Origin of the sequence: Blautia sp. TM10-2 (assembly GCF_003480845.1) — a bacterium.
Lineage (GTDB): Bacteria > Bacillota > Clostridia > Lachnospirales > Lachnospiraceae > Fusicatenibacter > Fusicatenibacter saccharivorans.
In genome coordinates this window covers 112,925-133,649 of sequence record NZ_QUJZ01000012.1, presented here as the reverse complement: position 1 = coordinate 133,649, position 20,725 = coordinate 112,925, and the positions used below count along the sequence as shown (strand labels likewise).

The window sequence follows — 20,725 nt, the reverse complement described above, 5'->3', positions numbered from 1 at the left end:
GGGCAGATGAAATTTTTCACATCTGCCCGCTTCAAAATTTCATTTTTTATTTGAACTTCGCTGCCTGCTCCATTCTTGTGTCTAATTCAGTCTGCAGTTCACTGATAAAGTCTTCCGGGTGGCATGCATTGTAAGCATCCATGTAGGTATCCCATGCCGCGTCAAAATCTTTTGCCATAACAACCTGCGGAAGCTGCTCATGTTTTACATCTGCAATTTTGTTCCATGCAACTCCGCCAGGTGTATCTGTTGTGAAATTGTTAGAGAAGGACCACATCGGATACCAGTCTCCAGGTGCCTCATTTGTTCCAAGCATCTCAACATAAGTCTCAACACCATAAGCCTCAAAGGTTTCTTTTACATCCTGATTTAATCCATCAAAGAACTCACTTGCCTGTCCATCCGGTTTATTGGCGTTAATTCCATCATCACTGGTTCCAGTGTACTGTGGGAAGTAGGAATATGGGCAGGTATGAGATGCTTTGTACGCGGTATCAGACTGTTTCGTCCGCTCTTCCTCTGTTCGGTAGAATTCTCCGTTTTCATCCACCTCATAATCGGTACCCTCTACACCCCAAAATCTGAGATTGTGAATATCCTGATCCAGAAGATCATTTACAAACTGTAATGCTCCTTCCACATCTTCACAGCTTGTTGTAATTGCAAGACCGCTCGACTCATTAAATGCCCCGCCTGAATTGTGCCACTGATTGTCACGGCCATCAATCGTAACCGGAACAGGAATATAATCGCAGCCCTGCTCATCCAGTCCAGCCTGTTTGATTGCATCATTTGCATTCGAGAAATCCCACCACTGATCAATCATTCCAAGTACACGTCCGGTAGAAAGTTTGGAAATATATTCATCGTAACTCTGTGTAAAGGATTCCGGATCTACAATTCCCTTCTGATACTCTTCATTCAGTTTTCGGAAGTAGGCAACCGCTGTATCCGAAGTGTTATAATCTAAAACGGTCAGTGTATCCGGATCTACCATACAGGATCCATCATTTGGATATCCGTCGAGGAACTGCGGGGCATTCTCCAGACAGAAATATCTCCAGTCGTCACAGAGGATGGTGTATGGAATATTTTCCGTTCCGTCTTCCATAGTCGGATTCGCTTCGTTGTAGGATTCAATCAGATTAAAGTAATCATCCATTGTTTTAATTTCCGGATAACCCGCCCATTTTAAGACTCTGGCCTGAATCCAGAATGCTTCATCATTATGTGTACATACTTTTTCTTCATTTTTAATGCAGCTAAACTGTGGAATCCAGTAAATATGGCCATCATCCTGTCTTAATTTTTCCCACTCAAGATCAGAGAACAGATTTTTAATATTAGGATAATCATCCAGATAGTCATCCAGTGCAACCAGTGCATCGGCATCATATAACTGCATCTGTCCGTTTCCGCCCTCAATAAAGTCCGGATACTCTCCTCCTGCGATCATGGTGCCAATAGCCTCAACATCCGTCTGACCCGTCAGCCAGGTTTCTTTTACCTTTGCGCCTGTTTTTTCTGCAATGATCTGCTGAACCTCATTATCATCATTGATTTCGGATCCCGGGACTGCAAAAAATGCGGTAAATTCTTTTATCTCTCCGTCAGAATCTCCCTTAGAGGAACTCTTTCCTCCTGCTCCACATCCTGCGAGCAGGGTTGCTGCCATTGCCGAGGCAAGCAGCATGCTTACAATTTTTTTTCTCTTCATCTTGTAATACCTCCCTTTGATAGTATTTATTTTATCAGTTTGCAGGTTTGAAACAATCGGATGAACTATAGTAAGAAACAGGGTAAATTATAGATCGTAGATACGCACTATAATTTACCCTGTTTCTTACTTCCTGTTTTCTTTAACTTCCCTGCTGCATCTGTTTTCGGAATCTGGCCGGTGTGCACCCTTTCACCTGAATAAAACGGTTTACAAAATAATCCAGATCATGATATCCTACTTCTTCTGCAATCTGCACAATTTTTTTATCCGTGCGGATCAGAAGGCCTGCTCCATCCGGAAATTGTTCAGATAGTCCTTGAAGGAAAGACCATATTTTTTCCGAAACAGCTGCCCGAGATAGGCACTGTTGACATAGTATTTTTCACTGAGACCCTTCAGCGTGAGGTTGGCGGCATAATTCTCTTTGATTTCTTTTTCTACCATGCCGAGAACGCCCCTGGAAACGTTTTTTCGAAGCTGAGAAAGATAATCGCCGTATTCACATGCAAAGCGCGCCATATGCGCCTTACTGCCACGCAGGATACCATTCTCAAAGCTGCTTTCACTGATCAGCCGCAGGATTTCTTCCTGGTTTACGTCATTATCCTGCTCACTCGCCAGATGGATCAGTTGGAAAAGCAGATAATTGATATTCAGATTCATGCTCTCAGCATTCATTCCCATCTGACTCATTTCTTCATAAAACTGTTCTACTGCTTTCCGGATCTCCATGTGGTTATTCTGTTCAATGGTGGTAAGAAGCTGATCCAGCCCCTGTTTGCATAAGACCATTCCAGCCGCTGTAACCTGCACTTCATCCTCATAATAATAGATTTCTTTTCGTGCCCGGAACCCCTGAAAAGAGCGGAGCATACAGGCATTACCATACGATCTTGCCACATTGCTGATATCTGGTACTTTTTTCCCAACCAGCATAATAACCGGCTGTTTCGTATTATTGACAAGATATTGCCGGAATGCAGAAAGGTATGTTTTATCATCCATTCCCAGACGCTCCGCAAGGTTTTCAGAATATACAAAACCAATATCATATATTTTTTCATCCGCAGAAACATCAAATACACAGTGCTTGGCATCTTCTTTCAAAAATTCTCTGCAGCAGTCATACAGCTCTCTTTGAAAATTCCGCAGGTCTTTATCGCTCTGTTCTTCCAGATTGTTCGGCTGTTCTTTCTGAATCTCCACATAACGGATTCCCTGCGTATCTTTCATGTGTTTTTTTACGTAATTAAGATTGACATCATCGTATTTTCCATGGATTAAAGAGATCAGATGTCTCGAAAAATAGGCATGTTCCATTTCCTCATGTGCCTTTGATTCCTGTCTCTCCCGGTCTGATAATGCACGAACCTTATGCAACAGTTTTAACAGGGTTTCCCGGTCAACAGGTTTTAACAGATATTCCGTACATTTATTCTGCATGGCACGCCTTGCGTAATCAAACTCCGCATAACCGCTCAGAATAACAAAATACGCATCCGATATTTCTTCCCTTCGTATCTGCTCCAGTAATTCCAGACCTGTCATACCAGGCATCCGGATATCTGCTATGATAAGATCCACTTTTTCTTTTTTCAAATATTCCAGTGCTTCCAGACCGTTTTCTGCCGTCGCAGCAATTTCAAATCCTTCTTTTTCCCAGTCTATGATGACCTTAATTCCCTGCAGGATAAAGGGTTCATCATCAACCAACAGTACTTTTAACATTTTTCTCCTCCCTGCTCTACACTACATATACTCCAGGGGCATCCAGATTGTTATCAGTGTACCCACCCCTTCTTCTCCATCCAGATCGATCTTCACTTTATTTTCCGATACCATTTTCAATCTTAAACATGCATTGACAATTCCTACCCTTCCTTTCTTTTTCAGCATCTCAATGTCTGCGTTTCTCATGTTTTCCAGAAGTTCCTGCCTTTTGCCTTCTTCCATTCCGTTCCCAGTATCTTCTATTTCCATGCAGATCAGCTCGTTTTGTTCATATACTCTTACAAAAATCCAGCCTGGAGACGCTTTACTTTCAATTCCATGCACACATGCATTTTCTACGAATGTTACCAGCGTAAGTTTTGGAACCTTTCTTTTTCTGCATTCTTCATCAATCTCAATCTGATAACTCAGTCTTTCTCCGAAACGATATTTCTGGAGTGCCAGATACGCCTTTACAAATTCCACTTCCTGTTCAATCGTCACAGAGTCCTCGCCCCATTCGACATACTGTCTTTGCATGACAGCCAGTTTTTCAACCATATCCGCTGTTTCATTCTCATTTTTCAAAATGCTGTGCATGCGGATGCTCTCAAGTGCATTAAACAGAAAATGAGGATTAATCTGGCTGTGAAGGGCAAGAAGTTCTGCATTTTTGCGGCTGACAAGCATCTCCTGCTCTACGAGTTTGTTTTTATAAACTGTCTGAATCAGCTCATTTGTCCTGGCCGCCATTCGATTGTAGCTTCGAATCATACTTCCGATTTCATCTTTTCCGCCTTCATGACGCATCGGTACAAGCTGTTCGGAATCCACGCTTTTAAACACTTCATTCAGCTCCGTAATACGTTTTGTGAACGAATGATTCAGGATATGTACAAAAAAGAATGGCAGAATCGCATTAATCAGGATCAGAAGCAGAATACTCGGTAAATCATGAGCAATATTCGCAATCGCGTTCTCCCCCGTACGTCTGACATACACCTCAAGTTCCGTACCATACAGATTGACCGTCTGATGATATCCCTTCTTTATTTTATCATCCAGTTCTTCAAAGTCTGAACCTGTGCTTCCATGTTTCGTATTGGAAAGTACAATCTGATTCTCCTCACAGATCAAAACTTCGTTGTCAAAATTCATTTTCTGAAGCGTACGCATCATGTTCCCATAGTCAAATTCCAACTGCAGCATTTTTTCCTGATCTCCTGAAAAAAAATCGAGTTTTTGAAGAAATACCACCTTGCGTTCCTCTGCCGTTCCGGATCTGTTTTTGTCATAGACAAAGAAAAAACCTTTTGTTTCCCCACTCTGGTTCAGTTTCTGATACGCCTGCGTTTCTTTCAGATCCTCTATATTACCTACTTTTCCTCCCTTCACAATGGTGTCATTGTTCGTATACATCGTAAATACAATCTGATTCATTCCCAGCAGATTTTCTAACAAAGTATCCTTGAAAAACTCCTGGTATTCCATGATATACTGAGCAGAGGTATCATATTTTCTGGATAGAAAATCATCAATATATCTGCTGGTATAGATCGTTTTTGCCATTTCTCCTGCATTATTTACCACGCTGCTGATGTTGTAGCTTACCGCATTTGCAATGTTGGTCATATCATGTTTCTGCTTTTCCATCTCGGAATTTCTTATGATTAAAAAAACCACGCTGTCCGTAATGATCAGCGGAAGCAGTACGCAAAAAATATATAAAATGTATAATTTCTTTTTGACCGTAAAGTCATCCATCCGTTTTTCAATTTTTTGAAGCAACTCTTTCATTCTCAGAACCTCTCACGTGAATCAGGGAGCAGACACTGCCTGCTCCCTTCTGGATTTTCCAATGTCATCTTTCACACAGTTATCTTATCATATCCAGATTTAGATTGGAATTCTGTTTTCAGTTCTCTTCTTTCAATTTTTTCTCTTGTGATCTCTGTTTTACTGTATTATGATAATATCAAATTTACAGCAGTCCTCCGGAGGCAATATTATGATTGAACATTTAGACGGGATTCACGAAACCGTAACGTATAAAGAGAACAGCAGTCTGCGGCTTTTTGTAAACACAGACTGCGAGGACTATCCCATTCACTGGCATACTCCCATGGAAATCATTATGCCTCTGGAAGGGACTTATACGGTTTTCCTCGGGGATAAACCTGTTCTTCTTCAGGAGGGCGACATTATTTTCATCTGCCCTGGGATCCTTCACTCTCTTGTGGCACCGGAAAACGGAAAACGAATTATTCTGCAGATTGAATGGTCGGTTGTGTCAAAAATCCGCGATCTCAATTCCATCCTCGCGCTGATTTCCCCGGTTCTCACTCTTACTCCTCAGACCGCTCCTGACATCTATTCCGATATTTATCATCTTATCTGCCAGATTCTTTCGGAATATGAAGAGGATTCCTTTCTTTCGGAAGCTGTTATCTATGCGCGCATGCTTGATATTCTTTCTCTGATCGGCAGATACCAGGCCTTTGCATCCTGCCGTTTTGATGCCGGACCGCAAAAGCAGAAAGAATATCTGGATCGTTTTCTTTCCATCTGCAATTATATTGATGAACACTGCACGGAAGATCTTTCTCTTGACCAGGTTGCAAAAACAGCAGGCTTCAGCAAATACCACTTTACCAGACTGTTTAAGCAGTTTACAAATACCACCTATTACAAATACCTTAATCGCAAAAGAATTGATCATGCCATGCTGCTCTTATCCGATCCCGATATTCCTGTCACGGAGGCAGCACTTCAGTCTGGTTTCTCCAGTCTTTCCACCTTTCTTCGCGTCTTCCGTTCTGTCAAACAATGTACGCCTACGGAATTCCGCGATATGTATATTCATCCGGAAAAGCAGCAGAAAAATCCCTAATTCCTGCTGCTGCAGGTAAACCATGCAAAGTCTGCATGGTTTTTGCTTTCCATTCCATTAGAAGAAGCATACATGCCGATGGTACATCCGACAAAACCACCTGCCTCTTCTGTTGTGTACGGAAGAAGACTGATTTCCTCTGCCGCACATTCCCAGCCATTTTCTGACGCAATCCATACTTTTGCCGTCTGATCATGGCATTGCAGGCGTATTTTCAGCAGTTGTTCCGTCTCTCCTGGCAGTAAAACTTCTGCTGCTTTCGTTTCTGTTCCTTTGATACACGTTACAACACGAAAAACTTTCTGTTCCTGCTTTTTTGCGATTTCCATCCTCAGATGATTCTCATAATTCTGGTAAAGAACCAGACCTGCCGTTTCCTTCTCGTTTTCCGGCACAAAGAAAACTCCTGTTTCCGCTTCAAAGCGATAGCTTTTCTGCCGTAATCCAAGATAGGAGCAATAGGCTGCTTCTGCAATACTTTCTTTTCGGGGATACAACCGCAGCATTCCCTCTTTTTCTTTCAGCGAATAAATGGTTTCATCACACCCGCCAATTCCAATCAGTCTCTGATCCAACTCTTTATCCCAGAAATGAATCTGATCACATTTTGTAACTTCCTGTGCAAAGCGATATTCTTCCATTGGGATTTCCACCTGCTCTTCCAGATGTCCCACTCCAGGCGCAATGACCGGCCATCCATTTTCCCATATCACTTTAGCAAGAAATGTCTCTCTGCCCATACTGCTGTGTTTTCTGCACGGCCGTGAAGCAAGCATTACTACATACCAGTTTCCATGTCCATCATCTACAAGATCTCCATGGCCTGCATAAATCACCGGATAATCCATTCCCAGATTGCGATGTGTAAAAATGGGGTTCCTCGGGCATCCTTCAAACCACTGAAACAGTTTTCTGCTTCTGGCAACTGAGATACTGTGTTCCGGACCTGTACCGCCCTCTGCATGCATCAGGTAATAATATTCTCCGATTTTGTAAATATGCGGCCCTTCCGGCCAGATGCAGTCTTTTACCGCACCTTTCCAGATTGTCATGCTTTCTCCTGTCAGTTTCATGGTGTTCAGATCAAGTTCCTGTACCCAGATTTCCCAGTCCCCATTATATCGCACACCTTCCGGGTTTGGTCTTGTTCCGCAGTAATAGCATTTTCCATCCTCATCAAAAAACAGGCTTGGATCAATTCCTGCTGCTTCTTCACCAAGATAATACGGATCTGACCAGGGACCCTCCGGCTTTTTCGCTGTAACAATAAAATTTCCGCCGTAGCTTACGTTTGTTGTTATCATATAAAATAATCCTTCATGATAACGAATCGTCGGTGCAAAAATACCTCTTGAGATTTCACTTCCCTCTACTGGAAGCTGCTCCTTCCGGTTCAGAATATTTCCGATCTGTTCCCAGTGTGCCAGATCTCTGCTGTGAAAAATCGGAACTCCCGGGGCATAAACAAAACTTGAATTTACAATATAGTAATCATCCCCCGCCCTGCAAATCGACGGATCCGGATAAAAACCGGATAAAATTGGATTATTTGCCGTTACCATAACTTTCTCCTTTACTGTACATACCCGAATCCAAGAATCGTAAACTGTTTATTCCTGTCTTCTTCTGGTATTGTAATTCTCACGATATGTTTCTTACTCTCTTCCTCCTGGAAAAGAATGACCGCATTGCAATGCAGCCAGTTATTGATATGCGGATCCGCTGTCATACAGTATCCTCCATCTACGGAAATCTCTGCTTTTCCCGTATAAATTTCACCGGAATCTTTAAAAACAAGAAGCAGACTTCTGCAGGTTATCGTCATTTCGAAATAGTTTTTATCGGAATTGGTGCCATCATACATCCAGTTATACGGGAACTGCGGCACAGGTGTAAGTTCTGCGTCCATTTCGACGCTCTGCAGTTCCCTGTCCACGGCTGTAAATCCACCTTCATCAATTTCGGCTCCTCTGTATCTGTCTTTTCGATCCAGCAGACGAACTGTTTCAAAACTCTTTCCGATTGCGGGTGGCTCGCTCATGCATTCTTTCAGTCGTTCTTCCGCCTTCATCTGTCTTTCCAGTGTTTCACCCCCACATTGATTCCTGAGATCGCATTGTTCAAACAAATACTGCAGACAGTCCGCCATAATCGTGTGCCCCATATTGTTTGGATGAAACATATCATAAAAGAACTGATTTTTTGTCAGAACCCGTCCCTGTCCTTTTGGCATCTGAAACTGCGGGCTTACGGCATCCCGTATACTGACCATCGGAAGATCATAGCAGTATCCCACCGGTTTCAGGCGTTCCTGAAGATTCCAGTCATTTGCAAAAACAGAAAACAGAAGCACTACAGCAGGCTTCCAGGGAAGATTCAGCACTTTACGTACAAGGCTTTCATAGCAGTCCCCCTTTGTTTCATCCCCTTCATCATTAACAGCAAATTCGATCACTACAAGATCCGGCTGTTCCTCTCCGCGCAGAACATCTCTGTCAAAGCGGATCATCCCCAACTCAGAAGGGGTGCCTCCCACTCCTGCTTTTATCAATCTGACATTATCCTGTGCTGCAAAGCGCTTCTGAAATAATTGGCAGGACTGATAGGCGTAACATTTTGTATGGATCGGAATTGCTCCCGCCCCCTGCGTGATAGATCCGCCGATATATGCAAGCGTAACTTCTTTTCCGTCTCTGGCTTTTTCAATTACTCTCTGTATCCGGCAGGTATTTCCGAAATTCATCAGAGATCTTTGTATCATTTCCCTGTATTCTTCCGAACGAATATCTATTTTTTCTTCTGCGGTTTCTTTCGGTGCATCATATCCATCATTCAAATAAAGTCTTACACTTGCTTTTCCCAGCAATTCCGGTGTCTGAAAGATAAATTTTATCTGCCCCGGAATATCATCATCTTCTGTCCATGTATAATCGGACAGATCTATTTTTCTCTCCATTCCATCTCCGGGCAGTTTGGTTTTCAGATTCGTTCCCCCTCCATAGAGATCCTTTTTTCCATACATCTGAAACACAAATTCAACAGACTCTCTGGGATCATCCAGTTCCACAGAGATTCCGATGCTGTGTACCAGTTTTCGAAATCCTTCTACGTTCTCCAGTAAAGCCAGTTCCTCCTGATCTGTGATATTTCCGGCAATCTGTGCACTGTTGATCAGTCTTCCGTCACTCTCATACACGAACTGGATTCCGGTTCCATCTTCCTGTTTTGATCCAAAAATTTCTTTGTCCTTTAAAATATAAAAATAGGGTCTCATTTTTTCCGGATCTCTTGGCGCCTTCGGTCCTTCCATCCTTATTATTCCTCCTGCTTTTCCTGTGTTAACTCAAGATAACTCCATTGTAACAGAACTCCCGGTGCTGTACACCGGGAGAAACTATAGGAAACCTTCCTGCAAAATATATGATTTTATTACCGATAGATCCGGTAATTTCCTGACAAAGCAAGCATTGCAAAAAGATACAGAAAATTATCATAATACCGTCTCTCGCCTGTCCGAAGCGGTGTATTCCAGAAACGTCTTACACATTCCTCTGCATACGGTCCGTCTGCGGCAAGTGAGGCCTGTGCATTTACCGCAATAATTGCCGTCGGATGAAGTGCTTTTTCTTCCAGCCTGGTGCCGTCAGTCAGAAATACCCCATCCCAGTGTTCCGCCTGTTCTTCACAGTAAAATTGCTGCAGCTTATTGGCATTTTCCGTCTGCCAGGGATCCGCGTCAAACCAGAGATGATCCATTCCGATATTGGCAATCGTACGATATGCATCGCTGTAGTACCAGTCATGACGGCCGAAAATCTCCTGATGCTGTGCATGCGGTGTTCCGTCATAATCTGCATATTCCGCAGATAATCCAGTTCGGAAGTGACATGCCGTGTGAAGATATTTTCGGCTTGCGTCCGCTGCCTTTTTCCAGAATTCATGATCGCAGGGATCTGCCCACAACGCAAACAGCTCATAAAAGTGCGGCAGATGATAGGATGGATCACTGAACTCAAAAGAGGTAACAAATTTGATCAGATGATTTTCCGGATTCCACATCGGCTCTCCCGGATGCCCTGGCTCTCCCTTATGAACACATTCCCGTAAAATCGCTCTTGCCTCGCTGCTGTAATTGAAAATGCCTTCTCCATCTCCCCATCTCTTTGAAGCAAAAAAGAGCGCCATTGCAAAATATTCTTCTCCGTCCGGCGCCGGTCCGTCCGCGTTTCTTGTACCATCGACAGCACACGACCAGACAAAATAATTCTTCCCCGGACCATCCTCGATATACATATACGTCCGTACCCATTTCCATAAACGGTCAAATTCCTGTTTCCGGTTCATCTGGACGCACACCATCATTCCATATGACATGCCCTCCGTTCTGACATCATGATTTCCGGTGTCCTCCATGTATCCCATGTCCGCACCTGCTTCATGATAGAAACGCTCTTCTTCACTTCCATAAAAGATTGTTTCAAATGTTTCTTTCACTCTTTTTTCAATTTCCTCTTCGGAATATCCACACTCTTTAAAAATATTGCGGTATACTCCTGTTTCATATGCTCCTGCCATATTTTATTTTTCCTCCTGTCTGCCGTGATACGTTTCTGCCGGTCCAAGATAACTTTCTTCCGGCTTTTCCCCCATCGGATAAATCACGATTTTTTCGAGAACGAAGCCGGGTGTCACATGATAGACCCGAAGTGTATTGAACCCTGCTCTGCATTTTATCGAAACTGTTTGTCTTCGAATCTGACTCAGAACACCTTCTGCCCATTTCTCTGCCTGATCACCGACCTGATAATCTTTCTCCACTGCGTTTACGGTTTCTGTCATCTCTTCATTTATCCTGACCGCATAAAGAAGTTGATTCTCTCTGGTAACCGGATTGGATGGCTGCATATAGAATTCTGCTTCATATGTTCCGCTTTCTTCCAAAACAAATTGATACTCCAGATACGGCGCATCCTGTCCCGGAACTGTGCAGGCATCGGATGGAAATGCCTTCATCGCTGAATTCGTCTTTCCATATCCCTGCAGATTTTCAAATTTTACCTGTCTGTCTTTGTAATTTCCAGGAACAGAATTTACATAATGTGCCGCTTCGATGCTGAGATACCCCATTGTATCCACAAATACATTTTTCTTATCCTGTAGATTTCCTGTATAAACCGGCACTGTAATCTCACATTTTCCTTCCGGTGTTGCAATCTCGAGCGAATCCTGAATAGTATCCTGGTTCGTTTCCGGTAATCTCTGTTTTATCAAGGTAAGATTCAGCCGCACTTTCTTCTGGCTCACGCCATCCAGCCATCCTTCCATCGGCTCCACAGACAGCCAGCCCGGTTTTTTCAGAACTTTGTACTCTGCCTTTAAATCACTCCGGCTATATAGGGTGACGGATGCTCTGGTACAGTCCGGATTTAAGAAATCCTTTAATTTCATCGTGTTATCCAGCCACGGGCTTCCTTCCGCATGCTGCGCCGTGCCGTCTGCTGCCACAAGGATGGATCTTTTCTTTAATGGTATGACCCGCATAACGACTGGATTCCTGCATTCATCTTCATTCCAGTGTGTAAATCCAATATGCTGTGACATTCCCATTCCATACCATCTTCCCTGATCCATCTGATGATACATTTCCACAGCTTTTCGATCCTGTTCCATGCATCTTTCCACTTCATCCCCATAATCATTGGCACAGACCGCACCAAGATTAGCATAATAATGATTCCAGCCTGCAAGAATCTGCATCTTCACAAGATTCATTGTCCCAAATGCCGGATAATATACAAGCGCGATAAATGCGGACAGATTCTGCGGATTCGTTTTTTCAATTGTTTCATATACGTCCTGCAGTTTTTTCAAAAGCTGCTCTTCTTCTTCGAAGATCCTGCTGCTTTCCTTTTCCTGCACCGGATGATACGTCTCCGGGTTCAGTGCTTCCGGCCTTCTTCTGTGGATGATTTTTGTGTACTGCTCTAAAATGTCTGCAATAGTGTCCTGTGTCTCTTCTTCCACAGAACCGAATTGCTGTCTCACCCACTTTCTGGTGTACTCCTGCGTGCAGTTAAGCGCCCTGCTTCCCCAGCGATCAAAGTCATACGCCATGTCCAGAAAAAAGCTCAGTGGAAATTCCTGTGTGGCGATGTCTCCGACATTTACCATCCAGAGTTCCCGCACACCAAAATCGTATGCCATACTCATCTGCTCCCAGATTTTCGGCAGATAAGAACTGTTGATCCACTCATAGGAAACCGGCCATCCGTGGTAGTCCAGATGATAATACATACCATAGCCGCCCGCATGTTTTCGCATCTCTTCTGTTGGAAGTGTCCGGAGATTTCCATAGTTATCATCACAGAGCATCAGAATCACATCCTCTAACTCCTCTGCTCCCATTAGTCCCTTTGTTTTTTCATTTCCATAGAAAAATTCTTCTACTTCTTTGTATAAGGCTATCATGCGCGGAACCTTGGTCAGATCAGGATTTACACGTTCCTGAATCAGTTTTTTCTGCGTTTTCAGTACATCCCGCAGCAACTGAATATTATCTTCCAGTGTTGCATTCTTTCCCATGATCGCAGTATCCGCTTCTCCACGCATGCCGACGGTGATTACATTTTCAAACTTTCCGCTTCTTTTCAGTCCATCTTCCCAGAATTTTGTAATTCCCTCTCTGTTTGTTCTGAAATTCCAGGCATCTCCGTAAACAGAATTCTTACCTCTGAGATATTTGTATTCTTCCCCCTGCCTTAAGCACGGCTCATGATGTGACATTCCCATAATAATTCCGTATTCATCTGCAAGCTCCGCATTTAAGAGGTCCGGTCCATCATCTGCAAATCTTGCGCTCCACATAGCCGGCCAGAGATAATTTCCTTTTAATCTGAGTAAAAGTTCAAATACATGATCATAAGCTTTTGCATTAAAGCCGCCAAAATTATGATTGCACCAGTTTCCAAATGCCGGCCATTCATCATTAATAAAAAATCCCCGGTATCTGACGGATGGCTCTTTGCTGATACAGGCCATGTCTTCCCTCAGTTCTATCTTTTCCTGCTTTGGCGGCATCAGTCCGCACCAGTCGACAAACGGTGAGACTCCCAGCATTTCCGATAAATGAAAAAGGCCATAAATCGTTCCTCTTTTGTCGCTCCCGGCAATTACAAGAAGGTTCGATTTTGTCCTGTTTTTTATTTCAGGAAAAATCCATGCATAGCATTCTCTCTTTTGTTCCAGCTCTTTTAATTCCGCACTCCCGGCTTCTTCCAGCTTTTTCAGGAAGCTGCTTTTTCCTTTCGTCGCGGCAATGATCGTCCAGTCCTCCCCGCTGCTTTCCAGTGTTTCCGGTATCTCTTTTTCTACCAGAATCTGCGGTTTCTTTCCCGATACAAGTTCCACATCGTGTGCTACCTTTTCCGTAACTCTGATTACGCCCGGAAAGGCACTTTGCTCCAGACAAATTCTCATAGGATTCCCTCCCGTATTTTATAAAAAGCCCCCATCTGTTTACTGGTTATCACCATTGTAAACAAATAGGGGCCTTCGGACTATTTAGTTCTTGTCATTCAATATGCAAAAATTGCTATTCTTTTTGTTCATTCGTTGATCGAGCTCTTTCTGTAAATCCTCAAAATAGCTCTGTGGATCGCATGCGTTGTATGCTTCCATATAGGAATTCCATGTTTCTTCAAAATTCTGTGCCAGAATCACCTGCGGAAGCCACCGGTGTTTTACTTCATCCATCCGTTCCAGTGTCTGTCCTGCCTGTGTATTTGATGTCAGTGAATTGGTATACGAATACATGGGATACCACACTCCCGGCGCATCATTTCTCCCAAGCATATCTACATAGTTTGTTACTCCATACGCCTCAAAACATTCCTGTATATCCCGGGGCTGGCTTTTCCAGAATTCTACCGGTTGATTTTCCGGCGAAAATGCATTGATTCCATCTGACAGCATTCCTTCACTCCTTGGAAAATAGGAATATGTACAAAAATGCGTCTTTTTCAGTTTCCGATCATTTACCCTTACGCCCTGCTCCTCATTCAGATAAAATATTCCGTTTTCGTCTATCGAATAATCCAGATTTTCTTCTCCCCAGAAACGTAATTTCGTAATCTCCGGATCAAGGAGGTTATTTACAAACTGCATTGCCCCTTCCGGGTCTTCACAGGAAATGGTAATAGAAAGTCCTGACGCGGTATCCAGCTCTGCTGATCTTGCCGTATGCCACTGATTCTTTACTTTTTTGTCTATTGTTATCGGAAGTGGCACATAATCACATCCATAACTGCGCAGATTTCCGGAATCATACGCTGTCTGTATGGCATAATAAAACTGCCATCTTTGATCCACCATACCAAGAACAGCACCTGTGGACAGCTTATCCAGATATTCTTCATAAGTATCCAGAAATGTTTCCGGGCTGATCATTCCTTTTTTGTATTCTTCATTTAATTTCTGATAGTATCTTTTGGCTGTCGGTGTTGTATTATAGTCAATGACCTGCAGTGTATCTGGATCTACGATGCAGCTCCCATCATTCGGATATCCATCCAGAAATTGAGGAACATTCTCCAGACAAAAGTATCTCCAGTCATCGCATAAAATAGCAAACGGAATATTCGGTGTTCCATTTTCCAGACAGGGATTTGCTTCCTGATACCGTTCCAGAAGATCAAAATATTCATCCACCGTCGTGATTTCCGGATAGTCTGCCCATTTCAAAACTCTTGTCTGAATCCAGAAAGCTTCTCCGCTGTGGATTACTTCCGTGTCCTGTCCCTGTGAAACTCCGAATTGTGGAATCCAGTAGATATGTCCGTCTGCCTGCCGAAACAGGTCCCACTGTTCCTCTGTCAGATAATTTTTTATATTGGGATAATTGTCCCAGTATTCGTCAATGGGAATCAGTGCTCCTGCATCATATAATTTACTTTCGCCGGAAATAAAATCCGGATACTCGCCGGCTGCAATATAAGCATTCAGTGCATTATCCTTTGTCTGTCCTTTCAGCCATGTTTCTTCACAATCGGCTCCGATCTGTTCAGCGATCTTCTTTTTCATATCATTATCCGAAGTGATCTCTTCCCCTGTTGTTGAAAAAAAGGCCGTATAATGACGGATCTGATTTCTGCTGTTCTGGCTCTGGTACAGGAGAGCAGCTATTCCAGCTATCATCAGACTCCCTGCCAGTAATAATATTGTTGTTTTTTTCTTCATTCTTTTCCCCTGTCTCATTTCCTCTTTCTATTTGTTATAATAAGCACCTGATATTCTGCAATAATACTTGCTAAAAATAACACCTAGGCCTCTGGCTTAGATATTGTCATTATTGTTTTTATTTTATTGCTTTCTACTTCTTGCACACCAAGGGCAGCCCCATGTTAGCCACTTCAATTAAATAAGCAAGCTAAAACCTGTAATAAAAAGAGCCTGACGCATCAGGCTCTTTCAAGGTGTTGTCCGAAGACGGCCACCGCAATTCATAACTATAATGTACCACACAGGGTGAAATCCTGCAAGAAATTTTAAGAGTTATATGTTTTTCCTTTCAGCAGTTCTGCCGCAAGTGCCTCATTGATATCATCGGACAGATTGTTTTCCTCCGGTTTGCCGAAATATGTTTCCATTGCATAGCTTAAGGTATCAAACGCACCGGAAATGACCTACTGGAATGGTACAGACATCGAATATTCTGGATCCAGGAACGCAACGTCTGCCTGTGCAAAAATGATCTTACAGCAGTTGGAAACCAAACCGCCCTGTTTTATTCGTGGATCTTTCTGGTATTGCACATTTTAACAAATTCCGGATCAAAATGCTTGACCGCAGTTCCCTGATAGCCAAGATCCAGTGAACTGATTTTCTGCATCTCCTCTTCAGTCAGTGTAAAATCCCATATCTGGAAATTCTCTTCGATTCTCGCTTTGTGAACCGATTTCGGAATGACTACAACGCCGCGCTGTACATTCCAGCGCAGAACTACCTGTCCTACGGTCTTTCTGTGTGCGGCAGCGATTTCTTTTACCATCTCGTTGTCAAACGGATTGTGGCGTCCTCCGCCGAGCGGTGCCCATGCCTCCGGCACGATCTGGTACTCTTCCATGACTTTTAATGCAGACTCCTGTGCGAAGTACGGATGCATTTCAATCTGGTTTACCATCGGACGGATCGCTACCGTTTCGCAGAAGTTGGTCAGCACATGCGGATAAAAATTGGAAACACCGATGGCTCTTAACTTTCCTTCTTTGTATGCATCTTCCATGGCACGCCATGCGCTGAAATAATCTTTCATTGCCTGGTGCAGAAGATAAAGATCAAGATATTCCACGCCCAGTGTCTCAATTGAATGGTCGATGGCTTTCTTTGCCATTTCATAATTCTGCATATCCTGCACCCACATCTTGGATGTGATGAACAGCTCTTCGCGGGTACAGATTCCTTCCGCAATCGCCTCACAGACAGCTTCCCCAACGGCGTCTTCATTCGTGTAGGAAGCCGCTGTGTCGATCAGACGATAGCCCGCCCGGATGGCATTTAAAACAGATTCTTTACACTCTTCTTTATCTCTTACCTGAAAAACTCCAAAACCCTCCATCGGCATTTTTACACTATTTGTCAATACTTTATATTCCATTTTTTGTTTCCCCTTTCTTATTGAATAAATGCAGTAAACACATGCTCTTCCATCTTCGGCAGACCGTATTTATTTTATTTCTGGCTGTCCAGATCAATCTTCATATTCGCGTATGCTGCCAGTTTCTCTTCATCCGGGTAATAGTAGCGCACGTTTTTGTTCAGGCCTGCCATTTGTTTCATCTCTTCTTCCGTCAGTTCGAAATCAAAGATATCGAGGTTTACCTTGATGTGCTCCGGATTGGTCGATCCCGGGATGACGATGTTTCCAACCTGTGTATGCCATCTTAAGATGACCTGTGCGGTGCTCTTTCCATATTTTTCCGCAAGCTCTTTGACAACCGGCTCCTCAAGCAGTGCATGATCGCCGTGTCCTAACGGATACCATGCCATCACGCAGCAGCCGCACGGTGCAAGTGCTGCGATGGTTTCTTCATCGCGGTAATACGGATGTGCTTCCATCTGGATCACATGCGGTTTGATCTCGCACTCATCCAGCAGCTTTTTCAACTTTTCGCCCTGGAAATTGGAAATACCGATCGATTTGATTTTGCCCTCTTTGTATGCCTTTTCCAGTTTACGGTATCCTGCCATGAAATCGCCTGCAGGCTGATGGATAAACATCAGATCGATGTAGTCGGTTCCAAGCAGTTCCAGACTCTTTTCTACGGTTCCTTCTGTCAGATACTGGCTTACCCAGATTTTGGTGGAGATGAAAATGTCCTCTCTTGCCACACCGGATCTTTTGATTCCGCGTCCGACCGCGCGCTCATTCATGTAAGCCTGTGCCGTGTCGATCATGCGGTATCCGCAGGCTAATGCGTCCACAACCGCCTGCTCTGCCTGGTCTGGTGTCATCATAAAAGTTCCGATTCCCACTGCCGGGATCTGTACCTGATTGCTTAATGTAAAGTTCATCATCATAACCTCCCTGTTTTATTTTGATGTGTGATATTTTGTTATTTCCCTGTCTTTGTAGCTTTAGCTTATCACCCGGGAGTTGCTACCGATCAAGGACTTTTTTTAAAAAATTTCTAAAATCTAATCGTTCATTCCTATTTCGTATCGACTGAAATATTTACAAAAACGTCATATCATGAATTCCGTTGTCCATGATATGACGTTTTTCCTCTCAGCATTCGGTTTTCTATCTTTTTATCTTTTCAATCCTGCACTCATGTTCTTTCGTCTTTTTATTGTAGTTAATTCCCACCAGAAGAATATTTCCTGTATATTCCAGAATAGAATCCGGATATTTTTTATCCCAGATCTGCTCTATGGCGGTATCTGTGCTTTTGTTCCACTTAAGTTCTACCAGCAGCGCCGGATAACTTGTTCTGTATTCCGGTTTCGGAAGATAAACAAAATCTGCAAAACCGCGTCCGGTCGGCAGCTCTCTTACGGGTTGGAAATAATACTGCATAGAGCTTAAATATGCTATCGTAAGCACGCTGCTCAGGGAATTTTCATCATTATATTGGATCACCGAACTGTACTCCTGATGAATTCGCTCTATCCCATCTGCTACCGCTTTTTCATCCATATCCAGGGTTGCATCCAGCAAATCTGCGGATTCCTTCTGAAAAGTAATCATTTCATTCCATTTATTGCGTTTCACCGCATTGTTTAATTCATGTCTGATTTCCTCATTTGGAATAAAAACCTGCTCCCTGTCCTGATCGTAAGCCAGATATCCCAAGTGGATCAGATACGTCAGTACATCATCCCGGTTGGCGAAGCTTACGGTATCATTCTGGAAAGATGTCACATCCACATCCACGGCGGCCCCCGACATCATTTCTATAATTGCCGCCCGCAGTCCGTCGAAATTCATGTTAATCAGTGGCACGATTGCTTCATAGCTGCCGGTATTGGACCAGTAGCTTTTATATTTTCCATTCAGCATCAGGCTGACAACGGCTTTTGGATTATATACCTGATACCCTTCCAGAGAATATCCATCATACCATAATTTCACCTGCTCATAGATCTGTCCGTACCTGTCGCATAAATCATGCACTTCCTCTTCTGTAAAGCCAACATACGGTGCCATTCTTCCTGCATCCAGCATGGTAAATTCTTCAAAATTGTTGAGGGCGGACTGTGTCTTTAATTTCTTGATCGGCAGAATTCCTGTCAGATACGCCAGTGCAATATATTTTGACGGTTCCGATCCTTTGAACATGCCTCTTAAAAAATCAATATATTCTTCCTGCACTTTATGGTTCTGCGCTTCATCTCGGATCAGTACATCCCATTCATCGATGATGACAACAAATTTGTTTCCCGCAGCAGCCTTAATATAGGACATCGCCCCATAAACCGTCTTCACAGTATCCGGAATCAGTTCTCCGTATTTTTCCTTCAGTTCCTGCAGAATTCCGTTATTGATATATTCCACAACGCAATCCGCATTTCCGGCATCCATCATGCACCACTGGACATCAAAATGAATCACATCATACTGGTTCAGATGTTTTTCAAAGGACTCCGCCTTATGAATCGCATAGTCCGCAAACAGTTCTCTGGAATCACTGCCTTTGCTGTAATATGCCGACAGCATCTCCGCTGTGATTGACTTTCCGAAACGCCTCGGACGGCTGCTGCAGATAAATTTTGATGTAGTACTGATCACTCTGTTGGTATATTCCAGAAGCGGTGTTTTATCTACATAGATTTCTGAATGAATGACTTCCGAAAATGCTTCATTTCCCGGATTTAAAAATCTTCCCATGGCGGCCTCCTTCCTGTTCACATTGTGATCTTTCCTGTATTCATTATACACGGAAAGAACTCCGATGGGTAGACTTTATCCTGCAAAAAATGCTGCACCACAGATTCTCCCAAACAATCAAAAAACAGAGCGAAAATCTCCTGGACTTTCACTCTGCTTTTGCTTCTTTTACAGTTTTGCGCGGAAGAACGCACAGATTTCGTCCCACACTTCCTTCTGGAAGAAACGAAGATCTGCGTGGTCGGCATCCTCGATCGAAAGCAGTGTGACGTCACATCCCGCTTTTTCCAGTTCGTCGTGCAGTTCCTCTCCCTGTCCGAACGGAACAGTATGGTCATTCTCTCCGTGGATGATCAGAAACGGCGGTGCGGCTTTTGTCACGAAGCTGACCGGACAGCATGCGAGTGCTTCTTCCGGATGGCGCATCACGTTTTTGCCCATCAGAAGGGATTCCGGAGATGCCGCACACTGCTCCGGATCACTGTACGGGAATCCGCGGAAATCGGTCGGCGGGTACCACGGGCAGGCGGCCTGTACGGCACTGGAATATTCCAGATTTTCTCCCACATCATAAACGGGATCTGTCGCAAGCGCTGCCATGCAGGTCAGATAACCGCCCGCAGACTCTCCCATCACACCGATGCGGTCCGGATCAATGTTGAAGCGATCGGCATGTGCACGCAGATAACGGATTCCTGCTTTCACATCCTGCAGCGATGCCGGAAATTTTGCCTCATTACTCGTGCGGTATTCTACCGATGCAACAACGAATCCCTGCTGTGCCAGTACGGACAGATAGGCAAGATGTGCCGAGCGGTCCATCTGGATCCAGGCCCCTCCGCAAATCCATACCACACACGGGTATTTTCTGGTGTTATCCCGCGGGTAAATCAAATCCAGCTTCAAATCCTGCACCGTGTTTCCAAACCAGGCATCCGCCTGTGCAAATGTAATTCCTGTTGTGACGCAGAATTGTGGTTTTTCTGCTTCTACCTGAATTCTTCTTCTCATGTAATAAAAC

14 protein-coding genes are annotated in these 20,725 nt (G+C 43.7%); 1 reads left to right on the top strand and 13 read right to left on the bottom strand.

Annotated elements, in window-relative coordinates:
* Positions 1-46 precede the first annotated feature (46 nt).
* From DXD92_RS13460 to DXD92_RS13450, 4 genes are all read right to left on the bottom strand, one after another.
* Positions 47-1,717: an extracellular solute-binding protein gene (locus DXD92_RS13460; RefSeq protein WP_118595816.1), complete on the bottom strand. Its 1,671-nt coding sequence runs from the start codon at positions 1,715-1,717 to the stop codon at positions 47-49.
* Positions 1,718-1,859: 142 nt separating this feature from the next.
* On the bottom strand, positions 1,860-1,976 hold the full coding sequence (locus DXD92_RS19540; RefSeq protein WP_243104906.1) for an AraC family transcriptional regulator: 117 nt from the start codon (positions 1,974-1,976) through the stop codon (positions 1,860-1,862).
* A gap of 20 nt (positions 1,977-1,996) precedes the next feature.
* Positions 1,997-3,448 (bottom strand): response regulator transcription factor, encoded by a 1,452-nt coding sequence (locus DXD92_RS13455; protein ID WP_243104905.1) that lies wholly within the window; start codon positions 3,446-3,448, stop codon positions 1,997-1,999.
* Positions 3,449-3,469: 21 nt separating this feature from the next.
* On the bottom strand, positions 3,470-5,227 hold the full coding sequence (locus tag DXD92_RS13450; RefSeq protein ID WP_118595814.1) for a sensor histidine kinase: 1,758 nt from the start codon (positions 5,225-5,227) through the stop codon (positions 3,470-3,472).
* Between the two features lie 211 nt (positions 5,228-5,438).
* Between DXD92_RS13450 and DXD92_RS13445 the strand changes: the two genes are divergently transcribed.
* Positions 5,439-6,320: a helix-turn-helix transcriptional regulator gene (locus tag DXD92_RS13445; protein ID WP_118595813.1), complete on the top strand. Its 882-nt coding sequence runs from the start codon at positions 5,439-5,441 to the stop codon at positions 6,318-6,320.
* Here DXD92_RS13445 and DXD92_RS13440 read toward each other — a convergent pair.
* The 9 genes from DXD92_RS13440 to DXD92_RS13395 all read right to left on the bottom strand — a co-directional run bounded on the left by DXD92_RS13440 (position 6,317) and on the right by DXD92_RS13395 (position 20,715).
* Entirely contained in the window at positions 6,317-7,882 is a 1,566-nt protein-coding gene (locus tag DXD92_RS13440) for a glycoside hydrolase family 43 protein (RefSeq protein WP_118595812.1), read from the bottom strand. The genes DXD92_RS13445 and DXD92_RS13440 overlap by 4 nt on opposite strands.
* Before the next feature lie 11 nt (positions 7,883-7,893).
* On the bottom strand, positions 7,894-9,630 hold the full coding sequence (locus DXD92_RS13435; RefSeq protein ID WP_118595811.1) for an SGNH/GDSL hydrolase family protein: 1,737 nt from the start codon (positions 9,628-9,630) through the stop codon (positions 7,894-7,896).
* A gap of 119 nt (positions 9,631-9,749) precedes the next feature.
* Complete coding sequence (locus DXD92_RS13430; RefSeq protein WP_118595810.1) at positions 9,750-10,895, bottom strand: glycosyl hydrolase family 8; 1,146 nt, start codon at positions 10,893-10,895, stop codon at positions 9,750-9,752.
* A gap of 3 nt (positions 10,896-10,898) precedes the next feature.
* The gene (locus DXD92_RS13425) at positions 10,899-13,796 is read right to left on the bottom strand and encodes a glycosyl hydrolase 115 family protein (RefSeq protein WP_118595809.1); all 2,898 of its coding nucleotides are present in this window, start codon (positions 13,794-13,796) and stop codon (positions 10,899-10,901) included.
* Between the two features lie 84 nt (positions 13,797-13,880).
* Complete coding sequence (locus DXD92_RS13420; protein ID WP_118595808.1) at positions 13,881-15,554, bottom strand: extracellular solute-binding protein; 1,674 nt, start codon at positions 15,552-15,554, stop codon at positions 13,881-13,883.
* A gap of 547 nt (positions 15,555-16,101) precedes the next feature.
* Positions 16,102-16,971 carry an aldo/keto reductase gene (locus DXD92_RS13410; protein ID WP_118640714.1) on the bottom strand — a complete coding sequence of 290 codons (870 nt, stop codon included), beginning with the start codon at positions 16,969-16,971 and terminating at the stop codon, positions 16,102-16,104.
* 74 nt (positions 16,972-17,045) lie between these two features.
* Positions 17,046-17,888 (bottom strand): aldo/keto reductase, encoded by an 843-nt coding sequence (locus DXD92_RS13405; protein WP_243104903.1) that lies wholly within the window; start codon positions 17,886-17,888, stop codon positions 17,046-17,048.
* 229 nt (positions 17,889-18,117) lie between these two features.
* Positions 18,118-19,704 (bottom strand): AAA family ATPase, encoded by a 1,587-nt coding sequence (locus DXD92_RS13400; protein WP_118595806.1) that lies wholly within the window; start codon positions 19,702-19,704, stop codon positions 18,118-18,120.
* Between the two features lie 168 nt (positions 19,705-19,872).
* The gene (locus tag DXD92_RS13395) at positions 19,873-20,715 is read right to left on the bottom strand and encodes an alpha/beta hydrolase (RefSeq protein ID WP_117801893.1); all 843 of its coding nucleotides are present in this window, start codon (positions 20,713-20,715) and stop codon (positions 19,873-19,875) included.
* Positions 20,716-20,725: the final 10 nt, after the last annotated feature.

Bases quoted from the DNA above. Each gene is read 5' to 3' on its own strand.
- DXD92_RS13460 (WP_118595816.1), bottom strand. From the start codon at position 1,717: ATGAAGAGAAAAAAAATTGTAAGCATGCTGCTTGCCTCGGCAATGGCA.
- DXD92_RS13455 (WP_243104905.1), bottom strand. From the start codon at position 3,448: ATGTTAAAAGTACTGTTGGTTGATGATGAACCCTTTATCCTGCAGGGA.
- DXD92_RS13450 (WP_118595814.1), bottom strand. From the start codon at position 5,227: ATGAAAGAGTTGCTTCAAAAAATTGAAAAACGGATGGATGACTTTACG.
- DXD92_RS13445 (WP_118595813.1), top strand. From the start codon at position 5,439: ATGATTGAACATTTAGACGGGATTCACGAAACCGTAACGTATAAAGAG.
- DXD92_RS13440 (WP_118595812.1), bottom strand. From the start codon at position 7,882: ATGGTAACGGCAAATAATCCAATTTTATCCGGTTTTTATCCGGATCCG.
- DXD92_RS13435 (WP_118595811.1), bottom strand. From the start codon at position 9,630: ATGGAAGGACCGAAGGCGCCAAGAGATCCGGAAAAAATGAGACCCTAT.
- DXD92_RS13430 (WP_118595810.1), bottom strand. From the start codon at position 10,895: ATGGCAGGAGCATATGAAACAGGAGTATACCGCAATATTTTTAAAGAG.
- DXD92_RS13425 (WP_118595809.1), bottom strand. From the start codon at position 13,796: ATGAGAATTTGTCTGGAGCAAAGTGCCTTTCCGGGCGTAATCAGAGTT.
- DXD92_RS13420 (WP_118595808.1), bottom strand. From the start codon at position 15,554: ATGAAGAAAAAAACAACAATATTATTACTGGCAGGGAGTCTGATGATA.
- DXD92_RS13410 (WP_118640714.1), bottom strand. From the start codon at position 16,971: ATGGAATATAAAGTATTGACAAATAGTGTAAAAATGCCGATGGAGGGT.
- DXD92_RS13405 (WP_243104903.1), bottom strand. From the start codon at position 17,888: ATGAACTTTACATTAAGCAATCAGGTACAGATCCCGGCAGTGGGAATC.
- DXD92_RS13400 (WP_118595806.1), bottom strand. From the start codon at position 19,704: ATGGGAAGATTTTTAAATCCGGGAAATGAAGCATTTTCGGAAGTCATT.
- DXD92_RS13395 (WP_117801893.1), bottom strand. From the start codon at position 20,715: ATGAGAAGAAGAATTCAGGTAGAAGCAGAAAAACCACAATTCTGCGTC.